The 13,991-nt window shown below is 64.2% G+C and carries 15 protein-coding genes; 8 read left to right on the top strand and 7 right to left on the bottom strand.

The window, feature by feature from the left end:
• Positions 1–23: 23 nt before the first annotated feature.
• The 7 genes from F7P65_RS19030 to F7P65_RS19000 form a co-directional block, all read right to left on the bottom strand.
• Positions 24–461: a MarR family winged helix-turn-helix transcriptional regulator gene (locus F7P65_RS19030; protein WP_150294579.1), complete on the bottom strand. Its 438-nt coding sequence runs from the start codon at positions 459–461 to the stop codon at positions 24–26.
• Positions 462–556: 95 nt separating this feature from the next.
• The gene (locus F7P65_RS19025) at positions 557–1,000 is read right to left on the bottom strand and encodes a MaoC/PaaZ C-terminal domain-containing protein (RefSeq protein WP_150294577.1); all 444 of its coding nucleotides are present in this window, start codon (positions 998–1,000) and stop codon (positions 557–559) included.
• A gap of 71 nt (positions 1,001–1,071) precedes the next feature.
• Positions 1,072–1,854 carry an enoyl-CoA hydratase/isomerase family protein gene (locus F7P65_RS19020; protein WP_150294575.1) on the bottom strand — a complete coding sequence of 261 codons (783 nt, stop codon included), beginning with the start codon at positions 1,852–1,854 and terminating at the stop codon, positions 1,072–1,074.
• Positions 1,851–2,612 carry an SDR family NAD(P)-dependent oxidoreductase gene (locus F7P65_RS19015; RefSeq protein WP_150294573.1) on the bottom strand — a complete coding sequence of 254 codons (762 nt, stop codon included), beginning with the start codon at positions 2,610–2,612 and terminating at the stop codon, positions 1,851–1,853. Before F7P65_RS19015 ends, F7P65_RS19020 begins: the two co-directional genes overlap by 4 nt.
• A 47-nt stretch (positions 2,613–2,659) precedes the next feature.
• Entirely contained in the window at positions 2,660–3,409 is a 750-nt protein-coding gene (locus F7P65_RS19010) for an SRPBCC family protein (protein ID WP_150294571.1), read from the bottom strand.
• A 19-nt stretch (positions 3,410–3,428) separates the two neighbouring features.
• On the bottom strand, positions 3,429–4,907 hold the full coding sequence (locus tag F7P65_RS19005; RefSeq protein ID WP_150294569.1) for an NAD-dependent succinate-semialdehyde dehydrogenase: 1,479 nt from the start codon (positions 4,905–4,907) through the stop codon (positions 3,429–3,431).
• On the bottom strand, positions 4,904–6,055 hold the full coding sequence (locus F7P65_RS19000) for a zinc-dependent alcohol dehydrogenase family protein (protein ID WP_150294567.1): 1,152 nt from the start codon (positions 6,053–6,055) through the stop codon (positions 4,904–4,906). Before F7P65_RS19000 ends, F7P65_RS19005 begins: the two co-directional genes overlap by 4 nt.
• A 102-nt stretch (positions 6,056–6,157) precedes the next feature.
• Between F7P65_RS19000 and F7P65_RS18995 the strand changes: the two genes are divergently transcribed.
• Genes F7P65_RS18995 through bktB form a run of 8 tightly spaced genes read left to right on the top strand, consistent with a single transcriptional unit; the run spans position 6,158 to position 13,929 of the window.
• Complete coding sequence (locus F7P65_RS18995; RefSeq protein WP_240334396.1) at positions 6,158–6,655, top strand: acyl-CoA thioesterase; 498 nt, start codon at positions 6,158–6,160, stop codon at positions 6,653–6,655.
• Positions 6,652–7,434: an enoyl-CoA hydratase/isomerase family protein gene (locus F7P65_RS18990; protein WP_150294565.1), complete on the top strand. Its 783-nt coding sequence runs from the start codon at positions 6,652–6,654 to the stop codon at positions 7,432–7,434. The genes F7P65_RS18995 and F7P65_RS18990 overlap by 4 nt, the downstream gene beginning before the upstream one ends.
• A 1-nt stretch (position 7,435) precedes the next feature.
• A complete protein-coding gene (locus F7P65_RS18985) occupies positions 7,436–8,314 on the top strand; it encodes an FAD binding domain-containing protein (RefSeq protein WP_150294563.1) in 879 nt (292 codons plus the stop codon).
• Positions 8,311–8,793, top strand: a complete 483-nt coding sequence (locus tag F7P65_RS18980) for a (2Fe-2S)-binding protein (RefSeq protein ID WP_150294561.1) — start codon at positions 8,311–8,313, stop codon at positions 8,791–8,793. The genes F7P65_RS18985 and F7P65_RS18980 overlap by 4 nt, the downstream gene beginning before the upstream one ends.
• Positions 8,790–9,554, top strand: a complete 765-nt coding sequence (locus F7P65_RS18975) for an N-acyl homoserine lactonase family protein (RefSeq protein ID WP_150294558.1) — start codon at positions 8,790–8,792, stop codon at positions 9,552–9,554. Before F7P65_RS18980 ends, F7P65_RS18975 begins: the two co-directional genes overlap by 4 nt.
• Positions 9,551–11,944 carry a xanthine dehydrogenase family protein molybdopterin-binding subunit gene (locus tag F7P65_RS18970; RefSeq protein WP_150294556.1) on the top strand — a complete coding sequence of 798 codons (2,394 nt, stop codon included), beginning with the start codon at positions 9,551–9,553 and terminating at the stop codon, positions 11,942–11,944. The genes F7P65_RS18975 and F7P65_RS18970 overlap by 4 nt, the downstream gene beginning before the upstream one ends.
• 1 nt (position 11,945) lies before the next feature.
• The gene (locus F7P65_RS18965) at positions 11,946–12,704 is read left to right on the top strand and encodes an SDR family NAD(P)-dependent oxidoreductase (protein WP_150294554.1); all 759 of its coding nucleotides are present in this window, start codon (positions 11,946–11,948) and stop codon (positions 12,702–12,704) included.
• 34 nt (positions 12,705–12,738) lie between these two features.
• Entirely contained in the window at positions 12,739–13,929 is a 1,191-nt protein-coding gene (gene bktB, locus F7P65_RS18960) for a beta-ketothiolase BktB (protein WP_150294552.1), read from the top strand.
• Positions 13,930–13,991 lie beyond the last annotated feature (62 nt).

Raw genomic sequence — 13,991 nt, 5'->3', positions numbered from 1 at the left:
TCCGAATTTCCGGCACCACCTCACTAATCGAGCGCCTCTAGTCGTTCGACAGCGGCCATGAGCTTGGTGACACAACCGTGCAACTGGCTCTGCTCCGATGTGTCGAGCGTACCGAATATCTGCTCGACCACTTTCAGACGTAGCGGCTCGGTTGCGGCGATGGCAGCCAAGCCTTCATTTGAAATCGAGATCCATTTCGCACGCCGATCCCGACGGTCGGTCTCGCGCCGCACAAGGCCGTCGCGCTCCAATCCATCAATCGCGTCGGTGACGGAGCGCGGTGCGTACCCGAAGAACTCGGCGATATCGGCGGCACGGACCGCCGGCCGGGCTTGAATGAACATGAGCAATTTGGTTCGCGACAGTGATGCGCCAGCCTCTGCCATCCGCAGATTGAGGAGGCGATGCATGCGCAAGAATAGGCGGCCATAGTCGTTGGCCAAACTATCGACGCGGTCCATAGGGGAGACCCTCACTAAATGGTGCAGCCGTCAAATTAAAATAGGCGCCTAATCGCCGCGCCTTCGTCCAGAAAAAATTCAACTCGATTGCTCGGCTATTTTCGCAAACAATCACGATACACGAGATTAACTGCCTCTAGAGTCATGACGACAGATTCATCGCGCTTCATCTTATAACTCATTTGAACAATTCCAAATTGGTGATCGGATTTCGACAACCTCTTCTCAACAACTTCCGATTCCAATGTAAGAGCATCACCGGTCCGAACTGCCTTACGGAATTTTATATCGTCTAGGCCAACACCGCAGCAATACTGAATATCACCATTCATGGAGTGGTCCATCTTTCGCCACAAGGAAAGGATATGGCAGCCGCTTGCCACCAGGCCGCCAAACATGGAGTCCTTCGCCCTCGATGGTTCAGTGTGAAACCATTGCGGGTCAAATTCTCGGGCGAACGCAATGATTTCCGATTCGGTGACGATATGCCGATGAGATATCCGCTTTTCGTTCACCAGAATGTCTTCATAATAGCGCAAGAGCTAATGTCCCAATGAGGCTACCAAGGTGACTATCTTAATTGTCTACGGCCATTTGGATTCGTTCTCGGCTATCTGAAATTGGGATCGCGCTTCTCGATCAACGCTATCAATCCTTCCTCGCACTCAGGGGTGCCGCCCGCTGTCACCATTGAACGCAGTTCACTATCAAGTTGGGTTTCTAAACTCGCTGCGAAGCTGTCATACAGAAGCGCGCGCGTCGCACTCAGCGCCGTCACCGAGCCATCGGCCAGCGCCTTCGCCACGCGCTCTCCCTCCTGCACAAGCGCCTCATCATCTACGATCCGCGTGGTAAGCCCTATCGCCTCGGCCTCGACAGCCTTGATTCTTCGGTTCGTCAGCATGATGTCCTGCGCCTTGCGAAGTCCAACGAGGCGCGGCAACAGCCAGCTCAGCCCGCCGTCTGCGGTCAGACCTATTGCGCCATAAGCTGCAGTAAAATGGGCCGAGCGCGCGGCGATCACCACATCCCCGAGAAGCGCAAGACTGAACCCCGCCCCGGCCGCTGGACCGTTCACCAGGGTTACCAGAGGCTTCGACGCTCTCGCGAAGCGTTGCACCGCAGCATGGAAAACGGAGATCAGCTCGCTCAACACTTCCGGTCGCCGTTCGCCAGCACCCGCCAGCAGCTGAATATCGCCTCCTGCGCAGAACAGGCGCCCCTTACCGGTGAGCATGATGCAGCGAACTGAAGGATCGGTTTCGCACCTAATTGCCGCCGCCAACAGAGCTTTGGCCAAAGGCAGATCGATCGCATTGCCTGCTTCCGGCCGGTCGAGGAGAATGCGGCCGATGCCGTCCTCCACCGTGATCAAGATGCCACTATCACTCATCGCGGCGCCATCCGGATAGCGCCATCGAGACGAATAGTTTCCCCGTTTAGCATCGGGTTGCGGATGATGGATTCCACCAGCTGTGCATATTCGGCGGGCTTGCCGAGGCGGCTGGGGTGCGGAATCTGCGCGCCAAGCGCATCCTGCACGCTCTGGGGAAAGGCTTCCAGCATGGGGGTGAGGAAGATGCCCGGCGCGATGGTCATGACACGGATCTTGTGCTGGGCAAGGTCGCGCGCGACCGGCAGGGTCATGCCGACGACGCCGCCCTTGGACGAGCTGTAGGCCGCCTGCCCGATCTGCCCGTCATAGGCGGCAACCGAGGCGGTGTTGATGATGACGCCGCGCTCGCCCTCAATCTCCTCCGCCGCTGCCGCGCGGGAGGCGAATTTGGAGATCATGTTGAACGTGCCGATCAGGTTGACCTCGATCGTCTTGCGATAGATGTCGAGCGGGTGTGGCGCATTTTCCTTGCCGACCGTCTTGATGGCCGGCGCGATGCCCGCGCAATTGACCAGGATGCGGGCGACGCCGTGCACCTGCTCCGCCGCGTCGAGCGCCGCATTGACGCTGGCGTCGTCGGCGACATTGACGCTGGCATAGATGCCGCCCAGCTCCACCGCGGCGGCCTGGCCCGTTTCTTCGTTGAGGTCGAGGATCGCGACCTTCGCGCCGCTCTCCGCCAGCATTTTCGCGGTCGCCTTGCCAAGGCCCGATGCGCCGCCGGTGACGATAGCGGGCAATCCTTCGATATTCATGTCTGCACCTTCCCTGATAGATGAGGCCGGTCCGGCCTGAATTGCGATTAGAGCCGGGCCGGTGCCTGACGGCCGAGCAGATAGCCCTGAAGCAGCGCGAGAATAACGGCGACGAGCGACAGGATATGGACATTCGTGTCATCAGCGATACCGCGCCCCAGCAGCGGCAGGCCAAACAGGCCCATGAGCAGCAGGCCCAGGAGCATCCCGCTGACCGCCCAGAGGAGGCTGCCCCCCGGCTGGAGTGCGGGAACCGGTGCGAGAGCCGCGCGCGCCGCCACCCGAGCGGCTGCTGGAGCGGTCGCGACCGCTTCCGGCTGCGCCTGCGCCTGCGCCCCGACGGCGGCGCCGGCCTGACGGGCCAGGATCTCCTCCGCGAACTTCTTGAAGAAGGCCGCCGACATCGACCGGGCAGTCGCGTCAATCATCCGCCCGCCGAGCTGCGCCAGCCTACCGCCAATCTGCGCCGACACATCGTAATGCAGGATGGTCCCGTCGCCATCCTCGGTCAGCCGCACGGCCGCTCCGCCCTTGGCGTGGCCGGCGACGCCGCCCTGCCCTTCGCCGCTGATGCGATAGCCGTTGGGAGGATCTAGATCCGACAGCGTCACCCGCCCCTGGAAGCGCGCGGAAATCGGACCAACCTTGATCACGGCGATGGCCGTCATCTCCGTGTCCGATTCCTTGACCAGTTCCTGGCAGCCGGGGATGCACGCCCGCAATATGTCGGCGTCGTTCAGCGCCTTCCATACCGTGTCGCGATCCGCCGGGATGCGCTGTTCGCCCGTCATGTCCATGCTGAAATCCTCCCTTGCCTCAGCCGTCTATGCCGCCAAGGCAGAGATATTTGATTTCCAGATAGTCCTCGATGCCATATTTGGAGCCTTCGCGGCCCAGGCCCGATGCCTTGACGCCGCCGAAGGGTGCAACCTCGGTCGAGATGATGCCTTCGTTGATGCCGACGATGCCGGCCTCTATCCTCTCCGCCACACGGAAGATGCGGCCGACATCACGGCTGTAGAAATAGGCGGCGAGGCCGAATTCGGTGTCGTTGGCGAGCGCGATCGCTTCCGCCTCCGTCTCGAAACGTACCAGCGGGGCGAGCGGCCCGAACGTTTCCTCCGCCATCACCGCCGCGTCAGGTGACACGTCGGCCATCACCGTCGGCTCAAAGAAGGAACCGCCCAACGCATGGCGCTTGCCGCCAGTCAGAATACGCGCGCCCCGTGCGAGGCTGTCAGCGATATGCTCCTCCACCTTGGCGACGGCGGCGGCGTTGATGAGCGGACCCTGGGTCACACCGTCATCGGTGCCGGGGCCAACCTTCAGGCCGTTGACCGCTTCCACCAGCTTCGCGGCGAAACGGTCATAGATGCCGCTCTGCACCAGGAAGCGGTTGGCGCAGACGCAGGTCTGGCCGCTGTTGCGATATTTGGACGCCATCGCGCCGGCGACCGCCGCGTCGACATCGGCATCGTCGAACACGATGAAGGGCGCGTTGCCGCCCAGTTCCATGCTGGTCTTCTTGACCGTCGGCGCGCACTGGGCGAGCAGCAGCGATCCCACGCGGGTAGAGCCGGTGAAGGAGAGCTTGCGCACTTTCGGATTCTCGCACAGCTCCTGACCCGTGACACTCGACGGGCCGGTGATGACGTTGCACACGCCCGCCGGCATGCCTGCGCGCTCCGCCAGCACGCCCAGCGCCAGCGCGGAAAAGGGCGTCTCGCTCGCCGGGCGGATGACCCCGGTGCAGCCTGCCGCCCAGCCCGGCCCGGCCTTGCGCGTGATCATCGCGCTCGGGAAATTCCAGGGCGTGATCGCCGCGAAGACGCCGATCGGCTCCTTCTGCACGATGATCCGCCTGCCCGGCAGATGATTGGGGATGGTGTCACCATAGACGCGCTTCGCCTCTTCCCCGAACCATTCGATGAAACCCGCCGCATAGACGATCTCGCCCCTTGCCTCGGCCAGCGGCTTGCCCTGTTCGGTGGTCAGGATCAGCGCCAGGTCATCCTGATTTTCCATCATCAGCTGGTAGAGCCGCCCCAGGATCGCCGCGCGCTCCTTGCCCGTCTTCGCACGCCATGCGGCCTGCACGGCATAAGCGGCGTCGATCGCGCGGGTCACTTCTTCGCGCGACAGGGCGGGCACATGGCCGATCACCGCGCCGGTCGCAGGGTTGGTGACGGCGGTAACGGCGCCACTGGCCGCGTCCACCCATTCGCCGCCGATCAGGCATTGCTGCCGGAAAAGGCTCGGATCCTTGAGGTTGTTCAAGCTGGTCTGCGCGGTCATGCTGCTGTTCCTTGCTCGTCGAAGCGGACGACCAGCCGCGCGACGCTGCCGTCGTGCAGCCGGTCGAAGCCGGCGTTGATGTCATCGAGGGAGATGATGCCGCTCAGCAGCCGGTCAACCGGCAGGCGGCCCTGCCTGTAGAGCGCGATATAGCGCGGAATGTCGCGCACCGGCACGCAGGTGCCGATATAGCTGCCCTTGAGTGTGCGTTCCTCTGCGACCAGCCCGACGACATTGACGCCGAGCGCGGCGTCCGGCGGAGGCAGGCCAGCGGTGACGGTCGTTCCGCCCCGCCGCGTCATCGCATAGGCATTTTCCAGCGCGCGGACGACGCCGGCAAATTCGAAGGCAAAGTCAGCGCCGCCGTTGGTGAGCGTCTTCACCTCCCCCACCGCGTCGACATAGGCAGGGTTGAACGTCGCAGTCGCGCCCAGTTGCTTCGCTAGGCTGAGCTTGTCTTCGGACAGATCGATGGCGATCACCTGTGCCGCGCCCGCCGCGATCGCGCCGAGCAGGGCGGCAAGGCCGACTCCCCCCAGCCCGATGATGACGACCGACTGGCCTGGCTGCACCTTCGCCGTATTGACCACCGCACCCACGCCCGTCAGCACCGCGCACCCGAACAGCGCGGCGGTGTCCAGCGGCAGATCCTTGTCCACCTTCACCAGCGACCGGCGCGACACGACGGCATGATCGGCAAAGGCTGAACAGCCCAGATGATGATGGATCAGCGCCCCGTCCCCGCCATCATGCAAGCGACATTCACCTGACAGCAGCATGCCCTTGCCGTTCGCCGCCGCGCCCGGTTCGCACAAGGCGGGCCGCCCCTCCGAACAGGGCAGGCAATGGCCGCAGCTGGGCATGAAGACCATCACCACATGATCGCCCGGCGCGAGATCTTCGACATGGTCGCCGATCGCCACGACGACGCCCGCCGCCTCATGCCCGATCGCCATAGGCATGGGCCGGGGCCGACTGCCGTTGATGACCGACAGGTCCGAATGGCACAGCCCCGCCGCCGCGATTCGCACCAGCACTTCGCCCGGACCCGGCGCGTCGAGTTCCAGCGTCTCCAACCCCAGCGGCTTCGATTCGGCATAGGGATGGCTGGCCCCCATTTGGCGCAGGACAGCGGCTTTAACCTTCATTTCTTACATCCTTCGTCCAGCCCGCGTTTGCGCGGCGATTTCTATTGGCGCTTGACGATCGGTAGCACAGTCCACTAATGCAAGTCACTACGGCAATGAGCCATGAGCGCCGATTCCGGCGAAAAATGGGAAAGCGCAGCGATGTCGAGAAAAGAGGATCAGCGAGCCATCCGGGGCCGGCGCGACAGCTACGTCCAGTGGCGCTCCATTACGACGCGCTGGAAGGACAATGACGTCTACGGCCATGTGAACAATGTCGAATATTACAGCTATTTCGACACGGCGGTGAACGCCATGCTGATCGAACGGGGCTTGCTTGACCCGCAGTCGAGCCCGGTCATCGGACTGGTCGTCGAAACCGGCTGCCGCTATTTCGCACCGGTCAGCTTTCCCGAAACCATCGATGCGGGCGTCCGCGTGGCAAAGCTCGGATCATCGAGCGTCCGCTATGAAATCGGCCTGTTCAAGGCGAGCGAGGACGAAGCCGTGGCGGAAGGCCATTTCGTCCATGTCTATGTCGACAGAGCGCAGCGGCGCCCGACCCCCCTGCCGGAGGAACTGCGCGCCTGCCTCGCCACGCTGGTGAGGGACGCGACATGACCACGGTCGACGGCATCCGTATCGAACGCGCGGACGGCATCGTCACCGTCCGGCTCGACAAGCCGGAGCGACATAACCCCATTTCCTTCGTCATGTGGCAGTCGCTGGAGGCGATCTTCCGCGACCTTGCCACCGACCAGAGCCTGCGCGGCGTCATCCTGACCGGAACGGGCAAGTCCTTTTCAGCGGGCGCCGATATTGCCGACTTCGACGAAACGCGCGGGACGCCCGAACAGGGCATCGATTACGAAGCGAGCGTCGATGCGGCCTGCGACGCAATTGCGGCGCTCGGCGTGCCGGTCATCGCGGCGATCCGGGGCTATTGCTATGGCGGCGCCTGCAATCTCGCCATGGCCTGCGATTTCCGCTTTGTGTCGCCCGACGCGCGCTTTGCCATTCCTGCTGCGAAACTCTCCATCGTCTACAGCGCGCGCGGCATGACGCGGCTGGTGTCGCTGGTCGGCGTCAGCGAGGCCAAGCGCATCTTCTTCACCGCCAATGCCTTCGACGCTGACCGGGCCATTGCCAACGGCTTTGCCGACGAACGGGCGGACGATCCGGTGGCGGCAGCATCGGCCTGGTTCGAGGGAATTGCGCACCTCGCGCCGCTCTCCATCGCGGGTTCCAAAGCCATATTGAACATGGCGGCCATGACCGACAGGCCATTCGATGCGGCGCTGACGCATGAGGTGACCTACCGTGCCCTCACCAGCGCCGATTATCAGGAAGGCCGGGCGGCCTTTGGCGAGAAGCGGTCTCCCCGCTTCACGGGCGAATGACATGAAGCCGGTCGCGTTCGACTATGTCCGCGCGCAATCCGTCGCCGAGGCGGTGGCGGCGCTCACCTCATCGGGTGGCGAGGGGAAGGTGATCGCCGGCGGCCAGAGCCTGATGCCGATGATGAATTTCCGCATGGTCCGCCCGTCCGTGCTGGTGGACATCAACCGCATCCCCGGCCTCGACCGGATCGAGGAACGGGGCGAGCGGCTGCATGTCGGTGCGCTGGTCCGTCATCGCATGACCGCCAGCGATCCCGTTATCGGCCGCCATCTGCCGGTGCTGCATGCGGTGATGGAAAATGTCGCGCATCTCACCGTCCGCAATCGCGGCACCTTCTGCGGCAGCGTCTGCCATGCCGACCCGGCCGCCGAAATGCCGATGATGACATTGCTGCTGAACGGCGGGGTGCATGTCGCCTCCCCGCGCGGCGAGCGAGTCGTTGCCGCGCGCGATTTCCTGCTCTCCTCGCTCACCACCGCGTTGGAGGAAGACGAGATGGTGACGGGGATCGCTCTGGACACGCTGCCCCCCGGCACCGGCTGGGGTTTCGAAGAATTCGCCCGCCGTCACGGCGACTATGCACTCGCCGCCGTGGTTGCGACCATGGAAGGGCGCGACGGATGTGCCCGCAACGTGCGCGTCGCGGTGATGGGCGTGGGCGACACCGCGACGCGCCTGCCCGGCGTCGAGGCGGCTCTGGAGGGGCAGCGCGTGGACGAGGATGTTATCGCGGGCGCCGTCGAAAGGCTCCGCGCCGAGATCGAGCCCAACAGCGACCTCAACGGATCGGCCGACTATCGCCGCCATCTCGCGGGCGTACTCGCCGCGCGTGTGTTCCGGGCGGCATGGACACGCGCGCAGGAAGGCGGGGCAGCATGAGCGGCAAAATCGATATCAGCGTCACAGTCAACGGCGCAAGCTACAACCGCTCGGTTGAGCCACGCATGTTGCTGAGCGATTTCCTGCGGCACGAGCTGGGACTGACCGGCACCCATGTGGGCTGCGAACATGGCGTCTGCGGCGCCTGCACCATCCTGCTTGACGGCCGCAGCGCGCGGTCCTGCCTGACGCTGGCGGTGCAGGTCGACGGGCAGGAGATCGAGACGGTGGAGGGCCAGGGCAGCCGTGAGGAACTGGGCCGCGTCCAGACTGCCTTTCGCGACCATCACGGCCTGCAATGCGGTTTCTGCACGCCGGGTTTCATCATGACCATCACCGACATGCTGCACCATCATCCGCTGGAGTCGGACGAACAGATCCGCGACGCGCTGTCGGGCAATATCTGTCGCTGCACCGGCTATCAGCACATCGTCAACGCCGTGCGCGAACTGGCGAAAGAAAGAGGTCCACTGCAATGAAGATGCATTTCCTGTCCGGCGGAAGGCTGCGCATGCGCCGGTCCGTCTATTATCCGGGCGCGGCGCGGGAAGAGACGGTCGAGCTTCCCGTGATGTGTACGCTGCTGAAGCATCATCAGGCCAATGTGCTGTTCGACACAGGATGCAGTCCCGACGCGGCCGTTAATGCAGAAGCCCGTTGGGGCGGCGTCGCACGCGCGATGGTGCCGATGTTCAACCCGCAGGACACGGTGATCCATCAGCTCGGCAAAACCGGGCTTACTCCAGACGATATCGATGTCGTCATCTGTTCGCATTTCCACCCCGACCATTGCGGCTGCAATGAGCATTTCAAGCGCGCGTCCATCCTTTGCCACGTCGATGAACTGGCTGCCGCGCAAAGCGAAGACGGTGCCGCTCAAGGCTATCTGCCGGTCGAATGGAACCATCCACAGCGCGGCTTCGAGACATTTGATGGAGCTCGCGACCTGTTCGGCGACGGCCACATCATCCTGTACCCCGTGCCCGGCCACACGCCAGGCATGACGGCCGCTCTCGTCAGGCTCAATCATGAAGGTGAATTCCTGTTGGCGTCCGACGCCGCCGCGGTGGAGGCCAATCTGGTCGAAGGCTATGCCCCCAGGAACAGCTGGGACATGGACCGAGCGACCAAGTCGCTTGCGGACATCAAGGCGGCCCGGGACCGGGGCGTCAAGGTGATCTACGGCCATGACGACAAGCAATGGCAGATGCTGCGCAAGGGAGCGGAATTTTACATATGAGCCAAGCCGACCTCTCCGTCGAAATGCGGCCGGGGTTGGTCGGCAAGCGCGTCAAGCGCACCGAGGACCCGCGCCTTCTGTCGGGGAACGGTCAATATGTCGATGACATCAAACTGCCAAACACGGCGCATGTCGCTATATTGCGCAGCGACCAGCCCCATGCGCTGATCCGTGACATCCGCGTCGATCACGCGATGGACGTGCCTGGCCTCATCGCCATCTTCGAAGCCGCCGATCTGGAGGGCGAGGTGAGGCCCGCCATCCCCAGTTCGCGGATTAAGGGCTATTATGCCACGCCTTATTGGCCGCTGGCGCGCGGCAAGGTACGGTATGTGGGCGAACCCGTACTCGCTGTGGTGGCGGAAAGCCGCTACGCCGCCGAGGATGCACTCGCGCTGATCGAGGTCGATTACGAGCCGCTGCCCTTCGCCATCCGGCAGGTGGACGCGGTCGCGGACGACGCGCCGCTGATCCATGAAGAAGCCGGCACCAACATCATCATCGCCCGCGAATTCGGGCGCGGTGAGGTGGATGCCGTGTTCGAGACCGCGCCGGTCAGGGTTGGCGCGCAGTTCCGCATGACGCGCAAGACCGCGACGTCGATGGAAAATCGCTGCTATCTCGCCGACTATGATCGCAGGCGCATGGCAGTGACGCTGTGGACCAGCAGCAACATCCCCGGCATCGTCAAGGACGCTCTTGCCGACAGCCTCTCGCTCCCCGGCGCCCGCCTGCGCGTGATCGCGCCCGATGTGGGCGGCAGCTTCGGCGGCAAGGGCTCCCTCTATCATGAGGAAATGCTGGTCTGCGCGCTCGCCCGCAAGCTGGAACGGCCGGTCAAGTTCACGGGTGATCGGCTGGAGGAACTGACCGCGTCCAGCCAGGCTTTCGACGAGCTGATCGACGCGGAACTCGCTGTCGACGAAGAAGGTCGCTTCCTCGCTCTGCGGGCCGAGGTGATCGGCGATATCGGCGCCTATTCCATCTATCCTTGGACGGCGGGGCTGGAGCCAGTGCAGGTCGTCAGCTTCCTGCCCGGTCCCTATCGCATCGAACACTATCGCGGCAGGGTTCGCGGCGTGCTTACGCCCAAGCCGCCGACCGGTCCCTATCGCGGCGTCGGCCGCCCATCCTCGACCTTTGCGATGGAGCGGCTGGTCGACATGGCAGCGCGCAAGCTGGGCATGGATGCCGCCGAAATCCGCCGCCGCAACCTGATCGACGGGGAGGAATTTCCCTACCGCACCGGCTCCGGCATCATCTGGGACAAGTCGGCCTTCATGGAATGTCTGGAGGCGGCTTGCGCTCATCTCGACTATCCCGCCCTGCTCGAACGGCAGAAGAAGGCGCGTGAGCAGGGCCGCTGGATCGGCATCGGCCTATCCTGCTACGCCGAACTCACCGGCATCGGATCGCGCATCGCGGTGGCGCCGGGCATGCCGATCAACACCGGCACGGAAACCGGCACCATTACCATCGATTCGACCGGATCGGTCATCGGCGCCTTTGGTATCGCATCCCACGGGCAGGGCCTGGAAACCACGCTGGCCCAAATCATCGCGGACGAGCTGGGCTGCGCGCTGGAGGATATCGAGATCCGCCAGGGCGACAGCTCGCTCGTGCCCATGAGCACCGGCACCTATGCCAGCCGGTCAGCCGTGATCGCCGGCGGCGTCGCCATCAAGACGGCGCGCGTGGTGAAGACCAAGGTGCTGCGCGCCGCCTCCATCCTGATGGACGTGCCGGTCGAGGACCTGGACGCATCGGGCGGCATCATCCGCGCCCGTTCGTCCAATGCCGCCATGACCTTCAAGGAACTGGCGAACGCCGTCTATATGCAGATGGGCCGCATCCCGCATGACAAGCGCGAAGATCTGACGGGTTCCGAATCCTACGACCCCTATCTCGGCACCGCCTGTTCCTCCTGCCATGTCGCGGTCGTGGAAGTGGACCCCGAAACCTATGGAGTGCGCGTCACTGACTATGTCGTGGCGGAGGATTGCGGGCGCATCATCAACCCGATGATCGTCGACGGGCAGGTGCATGGCGCCGTCGCGCAGGGGATCGGTGCCGCGCTGCTTGAGGAAATCCACTATGACGATGAGGGTCAGCTGGTGACGGCCAGCCTCGCCGACTATCTGCTACCGCTCGCCACCGACGTGCCCGACATCGGCATCGTCCATATCGAGGCCGACCTGCCCAACAATGTCGGCGGCTTTCGCGGCATGGGCGAAGGCGGCACGATTGGTGCGCCCGCCGCCATCGCGAACGCCATATCCGACGCGCTCTCGCCGCTCGGGATCGAAATCCAGACCCTGCCCGCAACCCCCGACCGGCTGTTCCGGCTGGTTGAACAGAGCCGGGCCACACATCTACAGAAAGGACAATGACATGACAGGACAGCTTGCAGGAAAGGTCGCTCTGGTTACTGGCGCGGCGCGGGACGTAGGACGCCAGATCGCCCTCGCCCTCGCGGCGGAAGGAGCGGCGGTCGCGGTCAACTATCAGTCGAGCGGCGATGCGGCCGAAGGCGTCGTCAAGGATATCGAAGCTGCAGGCGGCAAGGCCAAGGCATGGAAGGCCGATGTCGGCAGCTCGGCCGATACCAAGGCGATGGTCGACGATGTCGTCAAGACCTTCGGGGGCATCGACATCGTCGTCAACAATGCCGGCGTCGCCCAGCGCGCCCGCTTCCTGGAAACCACCGACGAACAGTGGCAGCGTCATATCGACATCGGCATGCTGGCGACGGTCTACACCTCGCGCGCCGCGCTGCCCTATATGGTCGACGCCGGCAAGGGCGGCCGCATCATCTCGCTGGGCGGTGACAGCTCGCGCGTGGGCGAAGCGAACCTCTCCATGGCCGCCGCCGCCCGCGCCGGCACGATCGCGCTCATCAAGTCGCTGGCGAAGGAATTCGGCCGCTACGACATCACCTGCAACGCCATCACGCTCGGCATGATCCAGTCGGCCCATTCCGACCCCAAATGGTTGGAGGAAATGATGCCCAAGATGGTGAAGAACTATCCGCTGAAGCGCATCGGCCAGCCTGGCGACGTGGCGCCGATGGTCGCCTTCCTCGCGTCGGAAGGCGCTAGCTGGATCACGGGCCAGACCTTCAGCATCAACGGCGGCTTCGCGATGGTCTGACGGCCATCGGAGCACTGAAACTATCGAGGACCTTATGACGCCGATCTACATCATCTCCGCCGTGCGGACCGCCATCGGCGATTTCGGCGGCAGCCTCAAGGATATCCCGCCCGCCCAATTGGGCGCGGCGGTGATCGCCGAAGCGTTGAAACGCGGCAACGCCTCACCCGACCAGGTCGGGCATGTGGTCATGGGCAATGTCATCCCCAGCACGGCGAAGGACGCCTACCTGGCTCGCGTGGCGGCTATCAACGCGGGCCTTCCCGTCGAAGTGCCCGCGCTGACGCTCAACCGCCTCTGCGGATCGGGGCTTCAGGCGATCATCTCGGCGGCGCAAATGCTCGTGACGGGCGATTGCGACATCGCCGTCGCGGGCGGCGCGGAGTCGATGTCGCGCTCGCCCCATATCGTCAGCGCGGCACGCTTCGGCCAGAAGATGGGCGATGTGCAGATGACGGACGCCCTGCTGACGGTTCTCAGCGACCCGTTCGAGGGCATGCACATGGGCATCACCGCCGAAAATGTCGCCAGCGACCATGGCATCAGCCGGGAACGGCAGGATGAACTGGCGGCGGAAAGCCACCGCCGCGCCGCCCTCGCCCAGTCGGAAGGCCGCTTCGCCGACCAGATCCTCCCCATTGAGGTCAAGGCGAAGATGGGAACGCGCCTGTTCGACACCGACGAACATGTTCGCGCGGAAACGGACGTGGCCGGCCTCGCGACGCTGCGCCCCGTCTTCAAGAAGGACGGCAGCGTCACGGCGGGCAATGCGTCGGGCATCAATGACGGCGCGGCGGCGGTGCTGCTGGCTTCGGAGGCGGGTGTCTTGCGCGCCGGCCTCGATCCCTGGGCGCGGATCATCGGCTGGGGCCATGCCGGAGTGCAGCCCGACCGCATGGGCATCGGCCCGATCAAGGCGGTTCCGATCGCGCTGGAAAAGGCCGGGCTGTCGCTCGACCAGATCGACGTGATCGAATCCAACGAAGCCTTCGCGGCGCAGGCCTGCGCGGTGGCGGACGTGCTGGCCTTCCCCCCGGAAAAGGTCAACCCGAACGGTTCGGGCATCTCGCTCGGCCATCCGGTCGGTGCGACCGGCGCGATCCTGACCGTCAAGGCGCTCTACGAGCTGGAGCGCATCGGCGGCCGCTATGGCCTCATGACCATGTGTATAGGCGGCGGCCAGGGCATCGCGATGGTGATCGAAAGGCTCGACCGGAAAGGCTGACCCAAGTTGCGCAGACTGATCCGCCCGTACATATAGCATCTGCGCGAATGACGGGGGCCGTG

Origin of the sequence: Sphingobium estronivorans (genome assembly GCF_008692605.1) — a bacterium.
Lineage (GTDB): Bacteria > Pseudomonadota > Alphaproteobacteria > Sphingomonadales > Sphingomonadaceae > Sphingobium > Sphingobium estronivorans.
This window is presented reverse-complemented; position numbering and strand designations above follow the sequence as displayed.

Bases quoted from the DNA above. Each gene is read 5' to 3' on its own strand.
- F7P65_RS18990 (WP_150294565.1), top strand. From the start codon at position 6,652: ATGACCACGGTCGACGGCATCCGTATCGAACGCGCGGACGGCATCGTC.
- F7P65_RS18975 (WP_150294558.1), top strand. From the start codon at position 8,790: ATGAAGATGCATTTCCTGTCCGGCGGAAGGCTGCGCATGCGCCGGTCC.
- F7P65_RS18980 (WP_150294561.1), top strand. From the start codon at position 8,311: ATGAGCGGCAAAATCGATATCAGCGTCACAGTCAACGGCGCAAGCTAC.
- F7P65_RS19000 (WP_150294567.1), bottom strand. From the start codon at position 6,055: ATGAAGGTTAAAGCCGCTGTCCTGCGCCAAATGGGGGCCAGCCATCCC.
- F7P65_RS19030 (WP_150294579.1), bottom strand. From the start codon at position 461: ATGGACCGCGTCGATAGTTTGGCCAACGACTATGGCCGCCTATTCTTG.
- F7P65_RS19015 (WP_150294573.1), bottom strand. From the start codon at position 2,612: ATGAATATCGAAGGATTGCCCGCTATCGTCACCGGCGGCGCATCGGGC.
- F7P65_RS18985 (WP_150294563.1), top strand. From the start codon at position 7,436: ATGAAGCCGGTCGCGTTCGACTATGTCCGCGCGCAATCCGTCGCCGAG.
- F7P65_RS19005 (WP_150294569.1), bottom strand. From the start codon at position 4,907: ATGACCGCGCAGACCAGCTTGAACAACCTCAAGGATCCGAGCCTTTTC.
- F7P65_RS19020 (WP_150294575.1), bottom strand. From the start codon at position 1,854: ATGAGTGATAGTGGCATCTTGATCACGGTGGAGGACGGCATCGGCCGC.
- bktB (WP_150294552.1), top strand. From the start codon at position 12,739: ATGACGCCGATCTACATCATCTCCGCCGTGCGGACCGCCATCGGCGAT.
- F7P65_RS18970 (WP_150294556.1), top strand. From the start codon at position 9,551: ATGAGCCAAGCCGACCTCTCCGTCGAAATGCGGCCGGGGTTGGTCGGC.
- F7P65_RS18995 (WP_240334396.1), top strand. From the start codon at position 6,158: ATGAGCGCCGATTCCGGCGAAAAATGGGAAAGCGCAGCGATGTCGAGA.
- F7P65_RS18965 (WP_150294554.1), top strand. From the start codon at position 11,946: ATGACAGGACAGCTTGCAGGAAAGGTCGCTCTGGTTACTGGCGCGGCG.
- F7P65_RS19010 (WP_150294571.1), bottom strand. From the start codon at position 3,409: ATGGACATGACGGGCGAACAGCGCATCCCGGCGGATCGCGACACGGTA.